Source organism: Fulvimonas yonginensis, assembly GCF_037137055.1.
Lineage (GTDB): Bacteria > Pseudomonadota > Gammaproteobacteria > Xanthomonadales > Rhodanobacteraceae > Frateuria_A > Frateuria_A yonginensis.
In genome coordinates, this window is the sequence record NZ_JBBBNY010000003.1 from 163,173 (window position 1) to 180,291 (window position 17,119).

Annotated in this window: 15 protein-coding genes and 1 pseudogene; all 16 read right to left on the bottom strand. The window is 67.2% G+C overall.

Annotated elements, in window-relative coordinates:
- Positions 1-8: 8 nt before the first annotated feature.
- The 16 genes and pseudogenes from WAT24_RS06535 to WAT24_RS06610 all read right to left on the bottom strand — a co-directional run bounded on the left by WAT24_RS06535 (position 9) and on the right by WAT24_RS06610 (position 17,118).
- Positions 9-1,307 (bottom strand): ABC transporter permease, encoded by a 1,299-nt coding sequence (locus WAT24_RS06535; protein ID WP_336807028.1) that lies wholly within the window; start codon positions 1,305-1,307, stop codon positions 9-11.
- A gap of 34 nt (positions 1,308-1,341) precedes the next feature.
- The gene (locus tag WAT24_RS06540; RefSeq protein WP_336807029.1) at positions 1,342-2,574 is read right to left on the bottom strand and encodes an ABC transporter permease; all 1,233 of its coding nucleotides are present in this window, start codon (positions 2,572-2,574) and stop codon (positions 1,342-1,344) included.
- A gap of 275 nt (positions 2,575-2,849) precedes the next feature.
- Positions 2,850-4,163, bottom strand: a complete 1,314-nt coding sequence (locus WAT24_RS06545; RefSeq protein ID WP_336807030.1) for an ABC transporter permease — start codon at positions 4,161-4,163, stop codon at positions 2,850-2,852.
- A gap of 188 nt (positions 4,164-4,351) precedes the next feature.
- Positions 4,352-5,584, bottom strand: a complete 1,233-nt coding sequence (locus WAT24_RS06550) for an ABC transporter permease (protein ID WP_336807031.1) — start codon at positions 5,582-5,584, stop codon at positions 4,352-4,354.
- A gap of 16 nt (positions 5,585-5,600) precedes the next feature.
- Entirely contained in the window at positions 5,601-6,908 is a 1,308-nt protein-coding gene (locus WAT24_RS06555; RefSeq protein ID WP_336807032.1) for an ABC transporter permease, read from the bottom strand.
- A 117-nt stretch (positions 6,909-7,025) separates the two neighbouring features.
- Entirely contained in the window at positions 7,026-7,739 is a 714-nt protein-coding gene (locus WAT24_RS06560; protein WP_336807033.1) for an ABC transporter ATP-binding protein, read from the bottom strand.
- 68 nt (positions 7,740-7,807) lie between these two features.
- Positions 7,808-9,079 (bottom strand): efflux RND transporter periplasmic adaptor subunit, encoded by a 1,272-nt coding sequence (locus WAT24_RS06565; protein WP_336807034.1) that lies wholly within the window; start codon positions 9,077-9,079, stop codon positions 7,808-7,810.
- A 220-nt stretch (positions 9,080-9,299) separates the two neighbouring features.
- Positions 9,300-10,280 carry a potassium channel beta subunit family protein gene (locus WAT24_RS06570; RefSeq protein WP_336807035.1) on the bottom strand — a complete coding sequence of 327 codons (981 nt, stop codon included), beginning with the start codon at positions 10,278-10,280 and terminating at the stop codon, positions 9,300-9,302.
- 105 nt (positions 10,281-10,385) lie between these two features.
- On the bottom strand, positions 10,386-13,541 hold the full coding sequence (locus WAT24_RS06575) for a hypothetical protein (protein ID WP_336807036.1): 3,156 nt from the start codon (positions 13,539-13,541) through the stop codon (positions 10,386-10,388).
- 126 nt (positions 13,542-13,667) lie between these two features.
- Positions 13,668-13,964, bottom strand: coding sequence for a hypothetical protein (locus WAT24_RS06580; protein WP_336807037.1), 297 nt, complete (start codon positions 13,962-13,964; stop codon positions 13,668-13,670).
- 51 nt (positions 13,965-14,015) lie between these two features.
- The gene (locus WAT24_RS06585; RefSeq protein WP_336807038.1) at positions 14,016-14,462 is read right to left on the bottom strand and encodes a hypothetical protein; all 447 of its coding nucleotides are present in this window, start codon (positions 14,460-14,462) and stop codon (positions 14,016-14,018) included.
- Positions 14,463-14,498: 36 nt separating this feature from the next.
- A complete protein-coding gene (locus tag WAT24_RS06590) occupies positions 14,499-14,816 on the bottom strand; it encodes a DNA adenine methylase (RefSeq protein ID WP_336807243.1) in 318 nt (105 codons plus the stop codon).
- 161 nt (positions 14,817-14,977) lie between these two features.
- Positions 14,978-15,292: pseudogene (locus tag WAT24_RS06595) on the bottom strand (DNA adenine methylase); the annotation flags it as partial.
- Positions 15,293-15,539: 247 nt separating this feature from the next.
- Positions 15,540-15,971, bottom strand: coding sequence for a hypothetical protein (locus WAT24_RS06600; protein WP_336807039.1), 432 nt, complete (start codon positions 15,969-15,971; stop codon positions 15,540-15,542).
- 2 nt (positions 15,972-15,973) lie between these two features.
- Entirely contained in the window at positions 15,974-16,687 is a 714-nt protein-coding gene (locus WAT24_RS06605; protein ID WP_336807040.1) for a LamG domain-containing protein, read from the bottom strand.
- Positions 16,684-17,118: a hypothetical protein gene (locus WAT24_RS06610; protein WP_336807041.1), complete on the bottom strand. Its 435-nt coding sequence runs from the start codon at positions 17,116-17,118 to the stop codon at positions 16,684-16,686. Before WAT24_RS06610 ends, WAT24_RS06605 begins: the two co-directional genes overlap by 4 nt.
- Position 17,119 lies beyond the last annotated feature (1 nt).

Consider the following 17,119-nt stretch of genomic DNA (forward strand, 5'->3'; position numbering starts at 1 on the left):
GGGCGACCTCAGGCGCTCTTCAATTGCGGCGCCGGCGCCACCGCGCAGGCGCGCCAGGCCGGCAGCAAGCCCGCGACCAGCGCGGATGCCAGGGCGACGACGAAGGTGAAGGCGAACATGCCCGGGTCCAGGCGCGCCAGGCTGGCGTACTCCGCCGGCTGGTGGCGGATGCCCCACAGCCCCAGCTCGGCGAAGACCAGGCCGAGCAGGCCGCCGGCCAGGCCGACCATGGCCGCCTCGACCATGAACTGCCCGAAGATCGCCACCCGCGTGGCGCCCAGCGCGCGGCGCACGCCGATCTCGCGCGAACGCCGCAGGCATTTGGCCAGCAGCAGCCCGATCGTGTTGGTCACGCAGATGAGCAGGAAGCCGAAGGCGAGCCCGGCCTGCAGCTGCGCATCGTCCGGCACCACGTTCTCGATGCGCAGCCATTCCATCAGGTCCGGCAGCGCCGTGTCCGTGCGGTGGAAGCGTCCCTGCGCGATCTGCTCGCGCACGTAGCCGTCGAGGAAGCGCTTGTAGTTCGCCACTGCCGCGGCATCGGGCAACTCCACCCACAGGCCCAGCCACATGCAGGGCGCGGTTTCCAGGTGCTCGATGTCCCCCGCCTCCCAGCAACTGATGTTGTTGGGCATCAGTTCCATGTCGCGGGCGGCGCGCAGCGGCAGGAACAGCCCGTCGCCCTCGCCGTAGCTGCGCCCCAGGTTGATCGCGTAGAAGCGCGGCTGTGGCGAGAAATGTCCGAGCACGCCGACGATACGGAACTCGTGATCGTTGACGCGCAGCGTGCGACCCACGCTGTTGGCGCCGCCGAAGAGCTTCTGGTTGAGGAAGTCGGCGATCACCACCACCCGCGCGCCGGCGGTGTCGTCGGCGGCGCTCCAGGCGCTGCCGTAGCGGAACGGCGCGCCCACCATCGGCAGGAAATCCGCCGTCGTCATCACCGCGTCGCCGAAGAACGGCCGGCCGCCGGCCTCGCGCGGCTGGATCTTGGTCGAACCGAGCGCCACCAGCGCCTGGCGTGGCGCGTGGTGCGCCTCGAACAGGCGGGTCGCGTCGACCCAGGTCAGGTTTTCCTGCGGCTTGCTCTGGCCGGGGATGTAGCCATCCTTCGGGTAGGGATCGATCTGCGGGTAGTACAGCTGCGCGCTGCGGCCCGGCAGCGGGTCGCCCGAGAGCAGCCGCAGTACGGTCAGCGTGGTGATGCACGCGCCGATGCCCAGCGCCAGCGCCAGCACCATCAGCGTGGTGAGGACGCGGTTGCGACCGAGGCTGCGCAGCGCAAGATTGAGGTAGTAGCCGAACATCGGAACTCCATTGGCTGCCCGGGAGGGCGGACCGTCACACGCTGCGCGTCGCCTCCACCGGTGGCACGCGCGAGGCCTTCATCGCCGGGGCGAGCACCGCGCCCTGCCCCAGCAACAGCAACAGCACCACGCCGCCGGCCAGGTACGCGGGCGACATCGGTTGCGAACCCAGGCGCAGCACCAGCCACAGGTTCAGCGCCACCGCGAGCACCAGCCCGATCAGCACGCCACAGCCGCTGATCAGCAGGTTCTCGGTGAGGAAGTAGCCGAGGATGTCGCGCTGGCGTGCGCCCAGCGCGCGGCGTACGCCGATCTGCTTGCGCCGCTGGCCGACCCAGAAGCTGGTCAGCCCGACGATCCCCGCGGCGGTGATGACCAGCAGTACGGAGCAGATCACGCCCATCAGGATCGCCATGCCGCGGTCGCTTTCGTAGGCACGCTGGCGGATCTGCGCGAAGCTGCCGCTGTCGGTAGGATCGATGATGCGCTGGGGATCCAGCGCGAACAGCGCCTTGGGCGCCTCGCGCATCGCCGCGTCCAGCTGGCCCGGGCGGGCGCGGACGATGTAGTACACGCCGGAGGGCCAGTCCAGCCGCAGCGGCCAGATCATCGACTGGTAGGCGTAGGCAAGCTGCCAGTCGTCCACGACCTGCGTCTGCAGGCGATCGACGATGCCGATGATGGTGCTGGGCGTGGTACTCATCGAGTACAGCGGCTTGCCCAGCGCGGAACCGTCTGGATACAGGCGCTGCGCCAGCGCGCGGGTGACGATCACCTGCGCCGGATGCACTTCCTCGCGCAGGCCCAGGGTACCGATCTCGTCGGGACGGAAGTTGCGCCCGGCCACCAGCCTCACGCCCAGTGCATTCAGCAGGTGCTCGTCGCCGAGGTAGACGGCGGCGTCGGATGTCGGCTGCACCTGGTCGGGGGTCAGGCCGACGAAGTTGTCCCAGCCGCCGCCACGCAGCGGATAGGAGTTGCTGGGTGCGGCATCCAGCACGGCCGGCAGCTGGCGCAGCGCATCGAGGTCGGCACGCACCTGCGCGTCGATCTCCTGCTTCGACTTCTGCTCGCCGGCCCACTGGTTGTAGATCACGAACAGGTTGGGCTCGTCGATGCCGGTCGGCGCAGACAGGTGCTGCAGGCGCTGGTGAATGATGAACAGCGCGTTGCACACGATCGCCAGGGTCAGCGCGATCTGCAGCACGATCAGCACGGTGCCGGCCTTGTGGCGGCGCAGCGCAGTCAGGACGGGCTTGATCTGCATGGTCGTCCCTTAGAGCCGGTTCATGGGCTTCCCGTGCCTCGCGGAACGGCTTGCGCGCAGGCCAAGGGGGAAGAGCGAAGGAGTGGACGTCCGCCCATGACGGAGGGGCGCCGCCCGGAGGCGGGCGGACAGCCCCGGCCCGCACGGGCCGTCACAGGGTGCCCGCCAGGCGCCAGCGCGCGGCCTGGCCTGCCAGCCAGGCAGGCCGGCGCCACGCCCTGCCTGGCGGCCATTCGGTGACGATGCGGAGTAGGTGGAGATCATGGACGGGACCCTCAGTGCGACTTGAGCTGCCAGGCCGGCTGCACCTGCGCGGCACGCCAGGCCGGGTAGAACGCCGCGACCAGCGTGGCCAGCACCGCCAGCACCAGGCACAGCCCCACCAGCGAGAGGTCCAGGTGCGCGAGGCGCGCGATCTGCGGGCGGAACAGGATGCCCACGCCGGAGATCCCCAGCGCGGTGAGCACCAGCCCCAGCACGCCGCCGGCGCCCCCCACCGAGGCGGCCTCGATCAGGTACTGCGCGTAGATCTGCTTGCGCGGCGCGCCCAGCGCCCGGCGCACGCCGATCTCACCCGCACGGCGCATGAACTTCGCCAGCAGCAGGCCCACGGTGTTGACCAGGCAGATGATGAAGAACCCGAGCGCCACGACCAGCGCGACGCGGCTCTCCGGCGGCACCATCTGCCGGTAATCCAGCCACTGCATGACGTCGCGCAGGCGCACGTTGGGTGCCCAGGCGAAGCGCCCTGCCCGCTGCTGCTCGGCCGCGTAACTCTCCAGGAAGCGGCGGTAGGCGGCGACATCGGCAGCGTTGTCCAGCTCCACCCAGGGCGTGACCCAGACGCAGTTGCTCTGCAGCCAGCCCGCGTAGCCGTTGAAGCCGGGGTTGCCGCGGCAGCTGTTGTTGCCGGCGGTGTCGAGCTGGAGGTCCACCGCGCGGGCGAACGGGATATAGAAATCGGTCGGATCCCGGAAGCCGCTGGTGCTGCCGCTGGCGGCGAAGAAGCGCGGCTTCGGGTTCCAATGCCGGGTCACCCCGACCACCCGGTAGGCATGCCCGCCCAGTACCACCTCACGGCCCACGCTGTTCGCACCGCCGAACATGCGCTGGTTGAACTCCTCGCTGATTACCACCTGCGTCGCGTGCCCGTCGTCGGCGTTCGCGCTCCAGCCGCTGCCGTAGAGGAACGGCACCTCGAACATCGGGAAGAAGTCCGCGGTCACGGCATAGCCGTCGGCGCCCTGCGGCAGGCCGTGTCCCTGGTCGGGTTGGGCGGACAGCCACACCGAGTACAACAGGGTCTGGCGCTTGGCCCGATGGGCGCGCCACAGCGCCATGGCGTCGACGTAGTTGAGCGCGTAGGGCGGCTCGCCATGGATGTTCTGCTGCGGCCCCCAGCTGTCGATCTGCGGGGTGAACAGCACCTCGGACTTGTCCGGAATCGGGTTGCCGGAGACGGCGCGGAACACCGAATAGGTGATCATCGAGGCGGCCACGCCGAAACCGATCGCGATGACCATCAGCCCGGTCAGCACGGGATTGCGGCGCAAGCTGCGCAGGCCCAGTTGTAGGTAGTAACCGAACATCCGAAATCCCGTATCTGCTCCCTCCCCCGTTCGGGGAGAGGGTTGGGGCGAGGGACCGGGCGGGACGCGAACGTCCACGCCTGCCCCGGGTCCATCCGCCGTCTATGGAATGGTCGGGCGAGCCCCGCCCTGACCCGGTGCTCTGCCCCTGGCCGTATCGAAGCCGGGGAAGAGAGAGAGCCGAGCCCTTACACCGAGCGGGTCGCCTCCACCGGCGGCACGCGCGAGGCCTTCATCGCCGGGGCGAGCACGGCGCCCTGTCCCAGCAGCAGCAGCACGATCACGCCGACCGCCACGTACAGCAGCGACAGGCGCTCCATCTCGAAATGGCTGACCAGCCACAGGTTCATGCCCACCGCCATGGCCGCGCCGAGGAGCACCCCGCCCGCGCCGATCAACAGGTTCTCGGTGAGGAAATAGCTGAGGATGTCGTGCTTGGTGGCGCCCAGCGCACGGCGCACGCCGATCTGCTTGCGCCGCTGGCCGACCCAGAAGCTGGTCAGGCCGACGATACCCGCGGCGGTGATCGCCAGCAGCACCGCGCACACGACCCCCATCAGGATCGCCATGCCGCGGTCGCTCTTGTAGGCCTGCTCGCGCACCTCGGCGAAGGTGCGCACGCCGCGCTCCTCCGGGATCACGCGCATGCGGTTGGTCTTGAACAGCAGCGCCGGCACTGCCTTGCTCATGCGCGCCAGCTCGCCGGGCTGGGTACGCACCAGGTAGCTGCCGAAGTTGCCGGTCAGCAGGCGCGGCACCAGGATCGCGTTCTCGGCGAAGGTACCCGCCCAGGTACCGGTCCATGGCACCTGCAGGCGATCCACGATGCCGATGATGGTGCTCGGCGAGGTCTCGCCGGAGTGATAGAGCACCTTGCCGAGCGCACTGCCGTCCGGATACAGCTTGTCGGCCAGGGCCTTGCTGACGATCACCACCGGCGTGGTGCGGAATTCCTTCGCATCCACCCAGCTGACCTCGTCCGGCCGGAAGTTGCGACCCGCCACCAGTTTCAGGCCCATGGTGGGCACCGCGTGGTCGTCGGAGAAGTAGAGCGTGGTGTGCGCCATCTCCTTCTTCGAATCGGGCGTGATGTTGACGCTGGTGGACCAGCCGCCGCCGCGCAGCGGATAGGAGTTGGTCATCGTCGCGTCGACCACGCCGGGCATGCGCCGCAGCGCATCCAGGTCGGTCTTGCCCAGCGAGGGCGTGGTCTTGTCGTCGGCACCGACCCAGCGGTTGGCCACCGTGAGCAGGTTGTCCTCGATCAGGCCGGTCGGACGCGAGAGGTGCTCGGTGCGCTGGCGGATGATGAACAGCGCGTTGCACACGATCGCCAGGGTCAGCGCGATCTGCAGCGCGATCAGCACGGTACCGGCCTTGTGCCGCTTGAGCGCGGCGAGGATGGGCTTGATCTGCAGCATGGTCGTAGCCTCGCCTTCAGTTGGACTTGAGTTGCCAGGCCGGCTGGACCTGCGCGGCCCGCCAGGTGGGATAGAACGCGGCCAGCAGGGTGGCCAGCACCGCGACGACGAGGGTGAGGACCACCAGCTTGACGTCGAGCGTGGCCAGGCGGGCGATCTGCTCGTCGAACACCCAGCCCACGCCGAGCACGCCGAGGCCGGTCAGCAGCAGCCCCAGTGCGCCGCCGGTCAGGCCCACCGTGCCCGCCTCCATCAGGAACTGCGTGTAGATCTCCCGGCGCGAGGCGCCCAGCGCGCGGCGCACGCCGATCTCCGGGGCGCGGCGCATGAACTTTGCCAGCAGCAGGCCGATCGTGTTGACCAGGCAGATCAGCAGAAAGCCGAGCGACACCAGCAGCGAGATCTTCGACTCCGGCGGCACCACCTTGTTGAAGTCCAGCCACTCGGTGACGTTGCGCAGGCGCACGTTCGGCGCCCACTTGAAGCGGCCGGCGCGCTGCTGCTCGGCGGCGTAGCCGGTGAGCCAGCGCTTGTAGGCTTGCGCGTCGGCCGTGGTCGGCAGCTCGGCCCAGTACTCGATCCAGATGCATTCGGAGTGCAGCCAGTTGTCCCAGCCGGGCCCCGGGGTGTCGTTGCAGTTGTTGTTGCCCGCCGAGGGCATCTGCAGGTCGACCGCGCGGGTGAAGGGAATGAACAGGCCGATCGGGTCGCCGAAGCCGCCGGTGTTCACCGGGTCGAAGAACAACGGCTGCGGGTCCCACTCGTCGATCACGCCAGTGATCCGGTAGTCGTGGCCATCGATGTTGATCGTGCGACCGACGCTGTTGGCGCCGTTGAACAGCTTGTCGTTGAGCTTCTTGCCGATCACCACTACCGCGGCGCGCGCATCGTCCTGCGCCTGGGTCCAGGGGCCGCCGTAGAGGAACGGCACGTCGAACATGGCGAACGCGTCGCCGTACCAGGCATAGCTGTTCTCCTCGATCGGCAAGCGGCTGGCATCGGCCGGGATTACCGAGGGCGCGATCGGATACAGCGCGGTCTGGCGCTTGGCCTTGTGGGCCTGCATGAAGGCTATCGCGTCGGTGTAGTTGATCGCGCTGGGCGGCTCGCCGTGGTCCAGGTCCTCCGGCTTCCAGTTGGCGATCTGCACCGCGTAGAGCTGGTCGGACTTCTGCGGGATCGGGTTGTTGGAAGTGGCGCGGAACACCGAGTAGGTGATCATCGAGGCGGCCACGCCGAAGCCGATCGCCATCACCATCAGCGCGGTCAGCAGCGGGTTGCGGCGAAGACTGCGCAGGCCAAGCTGGAAGTAGTAGGCGAACATCGGTCGGGCCCTGTGTAGATGTCGTGTGCCGTGGGAGCGGCTGCTCGCGTGCTCGGTCTTGATGCCTCGACGAAGGAAAGGCATCGCGAGCGAGCTCGCTCCTGCGGGTCTGCCGGCTCAGGCGTCGGCGGTGCGCGCCACGTGCGCGTGGAAGCGCGGATCCTCCGCGAGGTCCACCACCTGGCCGTCGATGATGTGCACGTTGCGCTGGGCGCGGGCGGCCAGCTCCGGATCGTGGGTCACCATCACGATGGTGGCGCCTTCGCGGTGGATCTCCTCCAGCAGTTCCATCACGCCGCGGGCCATCTGGGTGTCCAGGTTGCCGGTGGGCTCGTCCGCCAGCAGCAGCCTTGGCGAGCCGGCGAGCGCACGGGCGATCGCCACGCGCTGCTGCTGGCCGCCGGAGAGTTCGGCCGGATAGTGCTTGGCGCGCGAGGCCAGGCCCACGCGCTCGAGCGCGTCCATGATCCGCTGCTTGCGCTCGGCCGCCTTCATGCCGCGGTAGCGCAGCGGCACCTCGACGTTGTCGTAGACGTTGAGGTCGGGGATCAGGTTGAACGCCTGGAAGATGAAGCCGATCTTCTCGTTGCGGATCCTCGAGCGGGCGTTGTCGTTGAGGTTGCTCACCTCCACGCCATCCAGGTGGTACTGGCCGCCGGTGAAGGTCTCCAGCAGGCCGGCGATGGTGAGGAAGGTGGTCTTGCCCGAACCCGAGGGGCCGGTCACGGCGACGAACTCGCCTTCCTTCACGTCGATGTTGAAATCGCGCAGGGCGTAGGTCTCCACCACTTCGGTGCGGTAGACCTTGGACAGGTGGGTCATCTTCAGCATGGTTACGTCCTTCGGTGGTGGTGTCGGGCTTGCTGCTGCCCCTCCCCTTCGCGGGGAGGAGCGGGTCGTCAGTCGCTGATCGCGACCTTGGCGGCGTCCTTGAAGTTGTCGGTGCCGGAGATCACGATCTTGTCGCCTTCCTTCAGGCCGTCCAGGATCTCGACCTTGTCGATGCTGCTGGCGCCGACGCGGATGGGCTTCTTCTCGGCGATGCCGTCGTGCACGACGTAGGCGTAGTTGCCGCCGGATTCGTCGACGAACGAGCCGCGCTGCACGGTCAGCACGTTGTCGCGCTTGTCGAGCAGGATGCGCACCGACAGGCGCTGGTTCTGGCGCAGCTGCTTGGGTGTGGCACCGTCGAAGCGCAGGCGGGCCGCCACTTCGCCGTTGACCACTTCGGGCGAGATCGCGCTGACGATGCCCTTCCAGGTGTGGCCGTTGCCGGTGATCTCGCCGGTCATGCCGATGCCGAGGTCGCGCGCGAAGCTCTCGGGCACCTGCATTTCCACCTCCAGCGCGGAGAGGTCGATCACGCTGAGCAGCTTGGCGTCCTTGGCCACCGTCGCGCGCTCGGCGATGAACAGCTGGCCGACCTGGCCGTCGACCGGCGACTTCACGTTGAGGTCGTCGACCTGGCGCTGCAGGTCCTTGACCAGCAGCACCTGGCGCTCGTGCGCGAGCTTCTTGGACTGGATGTCGAAGTTCAGGCTCTCGTTGTCCATCCCCAGGTCCGCCTTGGCGTGCTGGGTGGTGAGCTTGGCCTTCTGCAGGGTGTCCTTGGCGCGGTCCACGTCCATGCCCGAAACGGCGCCCTGCTTGAACGCCTTCTCGTTGCGGGCCAGATCGCGCTCGGCCGCCTGCTGGTCGATCAGCGCGTTGTCGTAGGCCTTCTGCAGCTCGCCGCGACGCTTGCGCGCTTCGATCTGCGCGCGCATGTACTCCACTTCCATGGCGTCGGCATTGGATTGCTCCTGCAGCAGCTTGTTGGTGAGCTCGGGGCTGTCGATCACCGCCAGCACCTGGCCCTTCTTCACGGTGTCGCCGGCGTGCACCTTGAGCGTGACCGCGCCACCGGAGGTGGCGTACAAGGTGGGGCTGACCGCCGCCACCACCTTGCCCTCGGCGGCGATGTCGCGCACGAACGGGCCGCGCTCCACGGTGGCGAAGGAAAGCCGCGAGGCGCTGACCGAGGCGTCGGCCGAGAACAGTCGCATCGCGGTCGGCATGGCCAGGCCGAGCGCGACGAGCACGGCCACGCCGATGCCGATCAGCAGCAGCTGGCGCTTGCGGTTGGGTTTGACCTCGACCAGGCGGTCTTGGGCGGAAGTATCGCGGATCATCGTGCTGTCCCTGGCCGCGCAGGAAAGCGGCCCCGGGTACCGTCAGCAAGCCGCGTGCCAAGCGGCGGATCCGCGCTCCGTGGGGATTCCCGGCGTCACCTGTCGTGTCCGCGGACACCCGGACACGGACAGCCCGGACAGGCCACGACCGGCAGCGCCCGCTTCCACCACGGGCGGAACACGCGGTGGGCGGGCAGGCGCCGGCCTGCCGTCCGAAGCGTCAGGCCGTGACCGGCCCGACCGCGCGCTCGATGCGCTGCTTGATCACCGCGTCGATGCGCGGCAACACCGCCAGCGCGCCGAGGTTCTGCTCGAGCTGCTCGCGCCGGCTCGCACCGAGCAGCACGGTGGACACGTGCGGGTGGGTCAGGCACCAGGCCAGCGCGAGCTGGGCCTGCGTCACGCCGAGCTCGGCGGCGATCGGCGCGAGCTGGCGCACGCGCTCCACCTGCTCGCGCCCCGGGCCGAGCACGCTCTCGCGCAGCCATTCGTAGCCGGGCTGGGCCAGCCGCGAGTCGTCCGGGATGCCGTCGTTGTACTTGCCGCTCAGCAGGCCGGAGGCCAGCGGCGACCAGACCGTGGTGCCCATGCCGTAGCGCTCGTACAGCGGCTTGTACTCGCGCTCCACGCGGTCGCGGTGCAGCAGGTTGTATTGCGGTTGCTCCGCGACCGGGGCATAGCAGTGGTTCTCGCGCGCGATCCGGTGCGCCTCGGCAATGGCCTCGGCCGGCCATTCGCTGGTACCCCAGTACAGCACCTTGCCCTGGCGTACCAGCGTGTCCATCGCCGCCACGGTTTCCTCGATCGGGGTTTCCGGGTCGGGACGGTGGCAGAAGTACAGGTCGAGATGGTCGACCCGCAGGCGCTGCAGCGCCTGGTGGCATGCCTCGATCACGTGCTTGCGCGAGAGCCCGCGCTGGGTCGGCTTGGGGCTCTCCACCGCGCCGAAGAACACCTTGCTCGACACGCAGTAGCCGTCGCGCGGAAAGCGCAGATCCGCCAGCACGTCCCCCATCAGCCGCTCGGCCTCGCCTGCGTTGTAGGTCTCGGCGTTGTCGAAGAAGTTGATGCCGTGGTCGTAGGCCAGCGCCAGCAGGTCGCGCGCCTCGCCGCGTCCGACCTGTCGACCGAAGGTGACCCATGCGCCGAACGACAGCGCGGACAGCTGCAGGCCGGTGCGGCCGAGACGGCGGTAGAGCATGACGCGACTCCTGCTCGGGACGGGAAGGAGGGGTGGAGTAGACATCAGCGATCCTGAAAGGCGCATGAGGCCGCTTGAGGACTGCGAGCGCACAGAGGTTCACTTTCAGCACGCAACCGATCTGGCGTGCTCGAGCATGGCTTTCAGCCGGCGGGTGTACATCTCCGCCTGCTCCCGGGTGTAGAAGCCCGCCTGCCCGTAGTCCCCTTCCCTGATGTTCACGCCGGCCAGATTCGGGCTCGACCTTGCTATATGCCACATGAACACGCCGGCCAGGCCCATCCGCCGCACGTGGTCCTGGATGCGCAGAGTGCACAGGACGCTATCGGCGATCACCGCCAACCCGACGGTCGTGTTGCCCAGAGGGCATGCACTGCGGACCGTGATCGAACTCCACCGGAGCCGCAGCAGGAACAGTTCCCGCACGACCCGCGCGTTGCCCACGGCGGGCGCCAGGGCAGGAGCCAGCAGGATGCCGTGCTCCAGCGGGTTGATCTTTCTGCCCTCCAGCAAGGCGTTGCAGCGCTCGCTCCAGGAGGCCCCCGGTGCCACGAGGTGGTGTTCGGTCTCCGTGAACTCCCGCTTCTCCAGGGCGGGCAGACCGAGGCGCAACTCGCAGAAGCTCACGAACGGCTTGCCGTACATGGCCGAACCGGCGGCCCAGGCGATGCGGAACATGGGGGACCAGCTCCATTGCCGGAAAGCGTTGAGCCAGCCTCGGTTGTCCGGGTGGTCCCAGGCGTGCTCGAGATCCAGGTCGTGGTAGACCGACTCCATCAGCTGGACAAGCTCCTGGCAGAAATAGAAGCAGGCACGGAAGTCCTTGTCGTTCGGCAGGGTGGTCAGCGGCCAGGCGGTGCGTGCCGGTACGGTCCGCATCATGTCGTCCCACGCGGGATAGAGGTGGGCATCCAGGGCGGAAAGAGAGGGCTCCCGCCGGAGCTTGGCGAACAGCGATGCCATGGCATGGGCGTGGCGGGAGAAATGCGCGTCCATGCCTTTGAGCGGTGCGACCCAGTGGTACTGCAGCTCCCGCAAGAGGGAGTCCCGCAGGTCGGACCTGGCCAGACCGAAGCCTTGCATCGGTCGCGCGACCGCGCGGCTTTCGGAAGTGACTCGCTCGATCACCTGGCGGAAAGCGCCGGCTGCGATGTCCCGCCCCAGCCGCCGGTAGCTCTCGAACTGCGCCTCGTCGAAGTACTGGTCCGCGGTCGACTCGTGGGGAAAGCTCGGATGCGTGCGTGCGTAGTACGCGATGTCGGCCGATTCGTTTCCGGTCAAGGACGGCTTGATGTAGAACAGCACGCCCCCCGGCTTGCCGCGCTCGTATTCGATGCGCCCGATCGCGCAGTGCCGCCGGGAGAGTCCATCCGGCCCGCAGCGCAGGTCGGACACGTCAATGTCGATGATGCAGCCGAAATCGGTGCGGCATTTCTGGATGGCGTTGCCCAGATCGGCGAAGCAGCGGTCCGGGTCGGCGCTGCCGTCAACGCAAAGGATGAACCCGCACCGGCGCCTCACCAATTCGTATATGCCCAGGTTTTCGAAGTGCCCGCCATCGGAAAGATAGAGGTAATCGCCCTCTTCCCGAGTCCGACCGAGCATCTCGCGCACCAGCCACTCGCCGTAGAAGGTGATCTGCGGCGCCTTCTTCCTCACCGCCCGGTCCCTGGCGACGGGATTGGGCAACCACCAGCCCAGACGCGCATCGAACAGGGTGAGCAGCAGCGTCACCGCCGGCGAGCTGTGGTAGCCCATGTTCGGACTCACCGCCGCGCCGGAAATGGCCAGTGCACTGCCGAGCATGAGGGTCTGCGAAAGGAAAGCGTTGCCAGCGTGGCCTTCTTCCGGCGGGCAGGGAGGCTGCGGAACGCTCCTGTCGCCGATGGGTGTCGCGGCGGAATGCGAGGGCGGCGGCACGTAGCCGCAATACCCCGGCGTGAACACGAAGGAGGCGGCCTTCCTGTCCTGCCAGTCCAACTGCTTGGTGTCCACCAGGTTGAGCGTGGCGCAGATCAACGGGTAAAGCGGGCGGGCGCCGTCCCTGTCCCGCGGTCCCTCGGCCACGCGCGCCAGCAGCATGTCGTCGTCCGGGTCGAAGTTGGTCGTCGGCTCGGGCTTTCGCCTGTCGTTGCTGGCCCCCAGATAGCAACGAACGAGCCGGTTGCGATAGAACGCGTTCATGCTGAACTCGTTCACATCGATGGCGATGCCGAAAAGCGCCCATACGGCCAGTGCACCATCGAAAGCGAGCACGGTCGCCAGCCTGCCGCGCCCGATAGCGAGGTCTTCCAGCGTGCGCAGGTCGGGAAAGGCCAGACAGTGCTCCGTGCAACTCCCGGCAAGCACGTTCAGGCTCGTCATCGTCGCCCAACTGATCGCCACGATCAGGCCGACGAGGAACACCGCCGGCGCGGCCCGCGCCAGAAGCCTTACCGCGATGAAGCGGCTCTTCGGGCTGGAACTCTTCTTGCTGTAAGCGGCAAAGACGCCCATCCCCGTCGTGAGGACCCAGGTACCTACCGATACCCAGTTGACGGTGACGCCGGCGACCCTCGCCATCCCCCTGGGGAGATAAAGCACAAGAAGCAGGATCGTCGCTGAACCGACGATCACGGCCGCAGCCTTCCCGGCCACGCGTGCCCATATCTCCCGCTGCAGGTCGGTCAGTGCCGGACCGGCGAGCCCCACGTGCACGATGCCGGTGAGCATGACTCCGGCCAACACACAGGTGGGCCCGAACGTGATGATGTTCCACAGTCCGTTGTGGTACCAGCGACTTGTCCATGTCTGCAGCCCGACCAGCAGTGGGCCGGCCAGTGTCGCAGCCGCGATCGTGGCCAGCACAAACCGCGCGAACGGATGACGAAGGGTGGCCTGATCGAGGCCCCCCTTCGTCCGACGCGTGCGCCCGCCAAAGGCACTGACGAGCCAGAGCGACCAGATCGCGAAGTAGCAACCGGAAATGGTCGCCATCAAGGCCACGCCTTGGGGCCCGTGCCGGCCTCCCCACAAGCCGAGCGCACAGAGCACCGCCGCCATCGCGACCAGGTACACGATGACCAGCGCCTGGGCCAGCACGGTGTTGTTCGGTTGCTCGGTCACCGGGCCGCCATGCGGGTTCGAAAGCGGAGGTGCGGCTGTCGCCTCGGTTCCACTGATGAAGTGCAGGAGAGAGGCCGCGGCGACGGCGCAGACCCCGGCACTGAGGAGGCAGATAGCGGTGTGGCCCGCCAATGCCAGGAGGAAGGGATAGAGCACCAGGGGCAACAGGCTCAGCGCGACGGCCAGTGTAAGCGGCCACTTAGTTTGCCGAATCGGGACACTTGCTTTGCAAGGCAAGCGACCAGGCGCTTAAAGGGTGTTTGAAGACCATCAAAAGGGGCATCACTCGATGGCCCAAACGCCGAGGCGGCGCTCGTCGGAGCGGGCGATCAGCTCCTGGAGTCTGGCCAGCGTCTCGTCCTCGTAGTCGGGCACCCTGATCCACAGCGTGGGAAGCGGCTGGGTGACCTCCGGTTCGGTGTCCCGGTGATACAGGCGGCCCAGGCGACGATCCGGCCTCAGCGGCACGTAAGACCGGTCTCCGGCGGTGGCCGAGACCACCCGGTACCGATCAAGAAGCTCAGGGGTAACCTCCTCCTCTCCCACTTCGAGGTCCTGGTCACTGGTGTAATTCGGCATGGCTCCCCTCCGTAGTAAGTCCGAGGCGAAGGATACGCTGAACAGACGCCGTCAGGTCCCGCCCCGCGGCCGGCGCGGGAGCGCCGCGTCAAGCAAGCCGGTTCCGTTGGTCTCGTCCCACGGCCTGCTGCCCAGCGTGATGCCGAACCGGCTCGCCAAGCGGAGGACCGGCGCGCTCCAATAGGCTTGGCTGTGCGCCAGGTGCTGCAGGGCGACGCAGGCCCACCGCCGATCGATCTCTTCTTCTGCCAGCAGGGCCAGCAGATAGACCTGGACCAGGGCGATGCGCGGAAGCACGTTGTAGAGCGGCTCGCCTGCCTCCGCCCGGTCAAGCCAAGGCGACGGCGGCGTCAGCTCGCCAACCTTCCACCGCGCGTCCCGGCCACCCCAGATAACACCGTTGGGCATTCGCCTGGCCTCGGCAAGCTTGGCATGCACGCGCAGTTGCAGGCGCGCGAGGCTTGAAACGGTGGCGAGGATGACAGCCCGATCTTCCATCGCCCGAATGATACGGGCACTGGCGTGGCCTCCTGGTCAGAACAATCCGGCCGGCGCGGCCTGGATATCCCAGCTGAAGATCAGCACCTCGCCTACGTCTTTCGCCTTGGCACCGCCGGCGACGGTATAGGTGTGCTCGGCCCGTTCGATGTGGAAACGGCAGAACAGCTGGCGGATGGCTGGGTGATCGTTGAGGGTGAGGATCGCCCGGCCCTTGAGGCTGGCCAGCGTGGCTGCCAGCGCCTCGTACTGCTCCCAGCCGAAGTCCACGCCGTACCCTTCGGTTTCCCAGTAGGGCGGATCCATGAAGAACAGCGTGTGCGCCCGATCGTACTGGCCACGCAGTCCGCCCACGGCAGATGCTCGATGTAGGCGTTGGCCAGCCGCAGGTGCGCGGCCGACAGTGTCTCCTCGAGGCGCAGCAGGTTGAGCCCGGGCGGCGCGGTGGTGGCCGTGCCGTAGGTCTGCCCTTCGATCTTGCCGCCGAAGGCGGACTGCTGGAGGTAGTAGAAGCGCGCCGCGCGCTGGATGTCCGTCAGGGTTTCCGGCCGAGTGACCCCCAGCCACTCGAACACCTTCCGGCTGGAGAGCGCCCATTTGAACTGGCGTACGAACTCCTCCAGATGGTGCTGCACCACACGGTAGAGGTTGACCAGCTCGCCGTTGATGTCGTTGAGCACCTCGACCTCGCTGGGCGCCTTCAGGAAGAACAACGCGGCGCCGCCGGCGAAAGGCTCGACGTAGCAGGTGTGCTGGTTGTCAAAGAACTTGAAGATCCTGTCCGCCAAGCGGCGTTTGCCGCCGAGCCAGGGGATGATGGGTAGTGCCATGAAATCTCCAACTGTGAGAACGCGGGTTCGTACGCTTCCCCACGCCGCATGTGGCTAGGGGACACGCTGATCCACGCCTCACCGTGGAGAGGGCCGGGCTGTTGGCGCAGCCCGGCGCCCTGACTTCGAGGTAAAGGGTTCGGTACGTTAGGTAAACCCCGTTAGGTAAGCCATTTAGATTCGCCAGGCGCAAACAAATGCCGCGAAGCGAAACCACCTTGTTGCCGAGGGAGCAACGCCGGAAAGGTTAAACACCAAAGTAGGTACGCTGGTTTGCCTCCAGGGCGCTGCGATCCGTTTCGACATAGCCGTTGAGCATGATCGCCTCGGAAATATGGCCGTTGAGCCACCAGGCGCCTGAGGCCTCGTAGTAGCCCATGTAGAGCGTTCCGCTGCTGGTATTCAGCGTGGGAAAGGTCACCGACTGGCTGGCTCCATTGGTGAACGCGTATCCTGCGGCGGTGCTCGTCTTGGCCACGCCCATGACCTGCAGGCTGGAGCTCGCGCCTAGCGTGCTGCTCGGGCCGCGCGAACCGGAGTGGTCATCGCCCGATTGTAACGCGCGACTTGATAAAACGCTCGCAGGTGAGTTGATAAAAGCAGCCCCGTTGGATTTCGCTACGCGAAAGGAAATGCCGTGACGTGCAACTATCTCCGAAGGCATCATGCTCTCGGTCATCTTCAGGGGGCTGCTCCCTGTGCGTATCGAGCCGCGATCCGCGCGGCAGATAGAGCTTGGTTATAGATCGCCACGTTGCAGATCCTTCCCACGAATTGGAAGGGATAAGCGCTGACGTTGTAGGCGATCGAAGCACCCATGTTCGCGATCGCTGGAGACATCGCAACAGCCGAGCCGGCAGCAGCACCATCGACGTAAAGCTGGGCCGTGCCGCCGGTGAACGCCACGTGGCACAGCCGCCAAGCGCCATTGCAGACAGCTACGCCGCTATTCGGGCCCGCAACGTTCGAAAGATCGCAATGCAGGCAATTGTCGCTTCCAACATAGAGCGCCACGCCGTTATTGGTAGCGCGGGGATCACCAGCCCCGACGATGTTCTTCCTGGCGCCAGTGTGGGTTGTGTTGATCCAAGCTTCCAGCGTGAACGAGCTGCCTGTAATGGCTCCAGAGGGATAGGTCACCCGGTCTCCAACGGAGTTAAAGGCAAATGCCCCGCCGCCTTGGTCCCCTGGCAGGCCGGTTTGGCCAAGTAACGTGCCGCCTTGGACAGTGCCGTTGTTGCTCGCGTTGGCGGCATTGACTGCCACCGTGCCGCCGGACTCGTTCAGCCGCCAGAATGCGGTCGGCGCATCAGCCATAACAGCATCGAAGTACGTCGTTCCCGGGGTCCCGCCCGAGCGATGCGCGGCCGCGATCCTGGCAAGGGCCAAACTCACAGGACTCTCCAGACATCGCCGCCCAGGTACTCGAGCCCCCGGGGGTCATCCTGTTGCGTCGTCGCTGCACCATTGGGTGCACGTAGATCGACGCCAGCCAGGGCGGTTGCGGTGACCGCACCCGCACCACCCTGCGAGAAAAGGCACCAGAACCCGGCAGTGATGCCGCTGGTCGCCTCGATGTCCAGGTTCAGTGCGATGGCGGCGGCGTTCGTGCACCGAATGTCTTTCCCTGCATCCGCGGCGGCAACGGTGTAGGCGGTGCCGGTCTGGTCATTGATGCCGGCGAGCCGACCCACGCTGGCGGCGCCAGCACGGGCGGCGATATCGTCGACGGTCGTGCGGGCGCTCACACCGGCCTGCTCCACCTCCACCGTCTCGGTACCGTCGAGCGCTGCGGCAGGATCGAGTTGTCCAATGGTCTTGCTCATG

Excerpts from the sequence above, each read along its gene's own strand:
- WAT24_RS06540 (WP_336807029.1), bottom strand. The coding sequence starts at position 2,574 with ATGCAGATCAAGCCCGTCCTGACTGCGCTGCGCCGCCACAAGGCCGGC.
- WAT24_RS06535 (WP_336807028.1), bottom strand. The coding sequence starts at position 1,307 with ATGTTCGGCTACTACCTCAATCTTGCGCTGCGCAGCCTCGGTCGCAAC.
- WAT24_RS06610 (WP_336807041.1), bottom strand. The coding sequence starts at position 17,118 with ATGAGCAAGACCATTGGACAACTCGATCCTGCCGCAGCGCTCGACGGT.
- WAT24_RS06560 (WP_336807033.1), bottom strand. The coding sequence starts at position 7,739 with ATGCTGAAGATGACCCACCTGTCCAAGGTCTACCGCACCGAAGTGGTG.
- WAT24_RS06550 (WP_336807031.1), bottom strand. The coding sequence starts at position 5,584 with ATGCTGCAGATCAAGCCCATCCTCGCCGCGCTCAAGCGGCACAAGGCC.
- WAT24_RS06600 (WP_336807039.1), bottom strand. The coding sequence starts at position 15,971 with ATGACCGAGAGCATGATGCCTTCGGAGATAGTTGCACGTCACGGCATT.
- WAT24_RS06585 (WP_336807038.1), bottom strand. The coding sequence starts at position 14,462 with ATGGAAGATCGGGCTGTCATCCTCGCCACCGTTTCAAGCCTCGCGCGC.
- WAT24_RS06580 (WP_336807037.1), bottom strand. The coding sequence starts at position 13,964 with ATGCCGAATTACACCAGTGACCAGGACCTCGAAGTGGGAGAGGAGGAG.
- WAT24_RS06570 (WP_336807035.1), bottom strand. The coding sequence starts at position 10,280 with ATGCTCTACCGCCGTCTCGGCCGCACCGGCCTGCAGCTGTCCGCGCTG.
- WAT24_RS06565 (WP_336807034.1), bottom strand. The coding sequence starts at position 9,079 with ATGATCCGCGATACTTCCGCCCAAGACCGCCTGGTCGAGGTCAAACCC.
- WAT24_RS06545 (WP_336807030.1), bottom strand. The coding sequence starts at position 4,163 with ATGTTCGGTTACTACCTACAACTGGGCCTGCGCAGCTTGCGCCGCAAT.
- WAT24_RS06555 (WP_336807032.1), bottom strand. The coding sequence starts at position 6,908 with ATGTTCGCCTACTACTTCCAGCTTGGCCTGCGCAGTCTTCGCCGCAAC.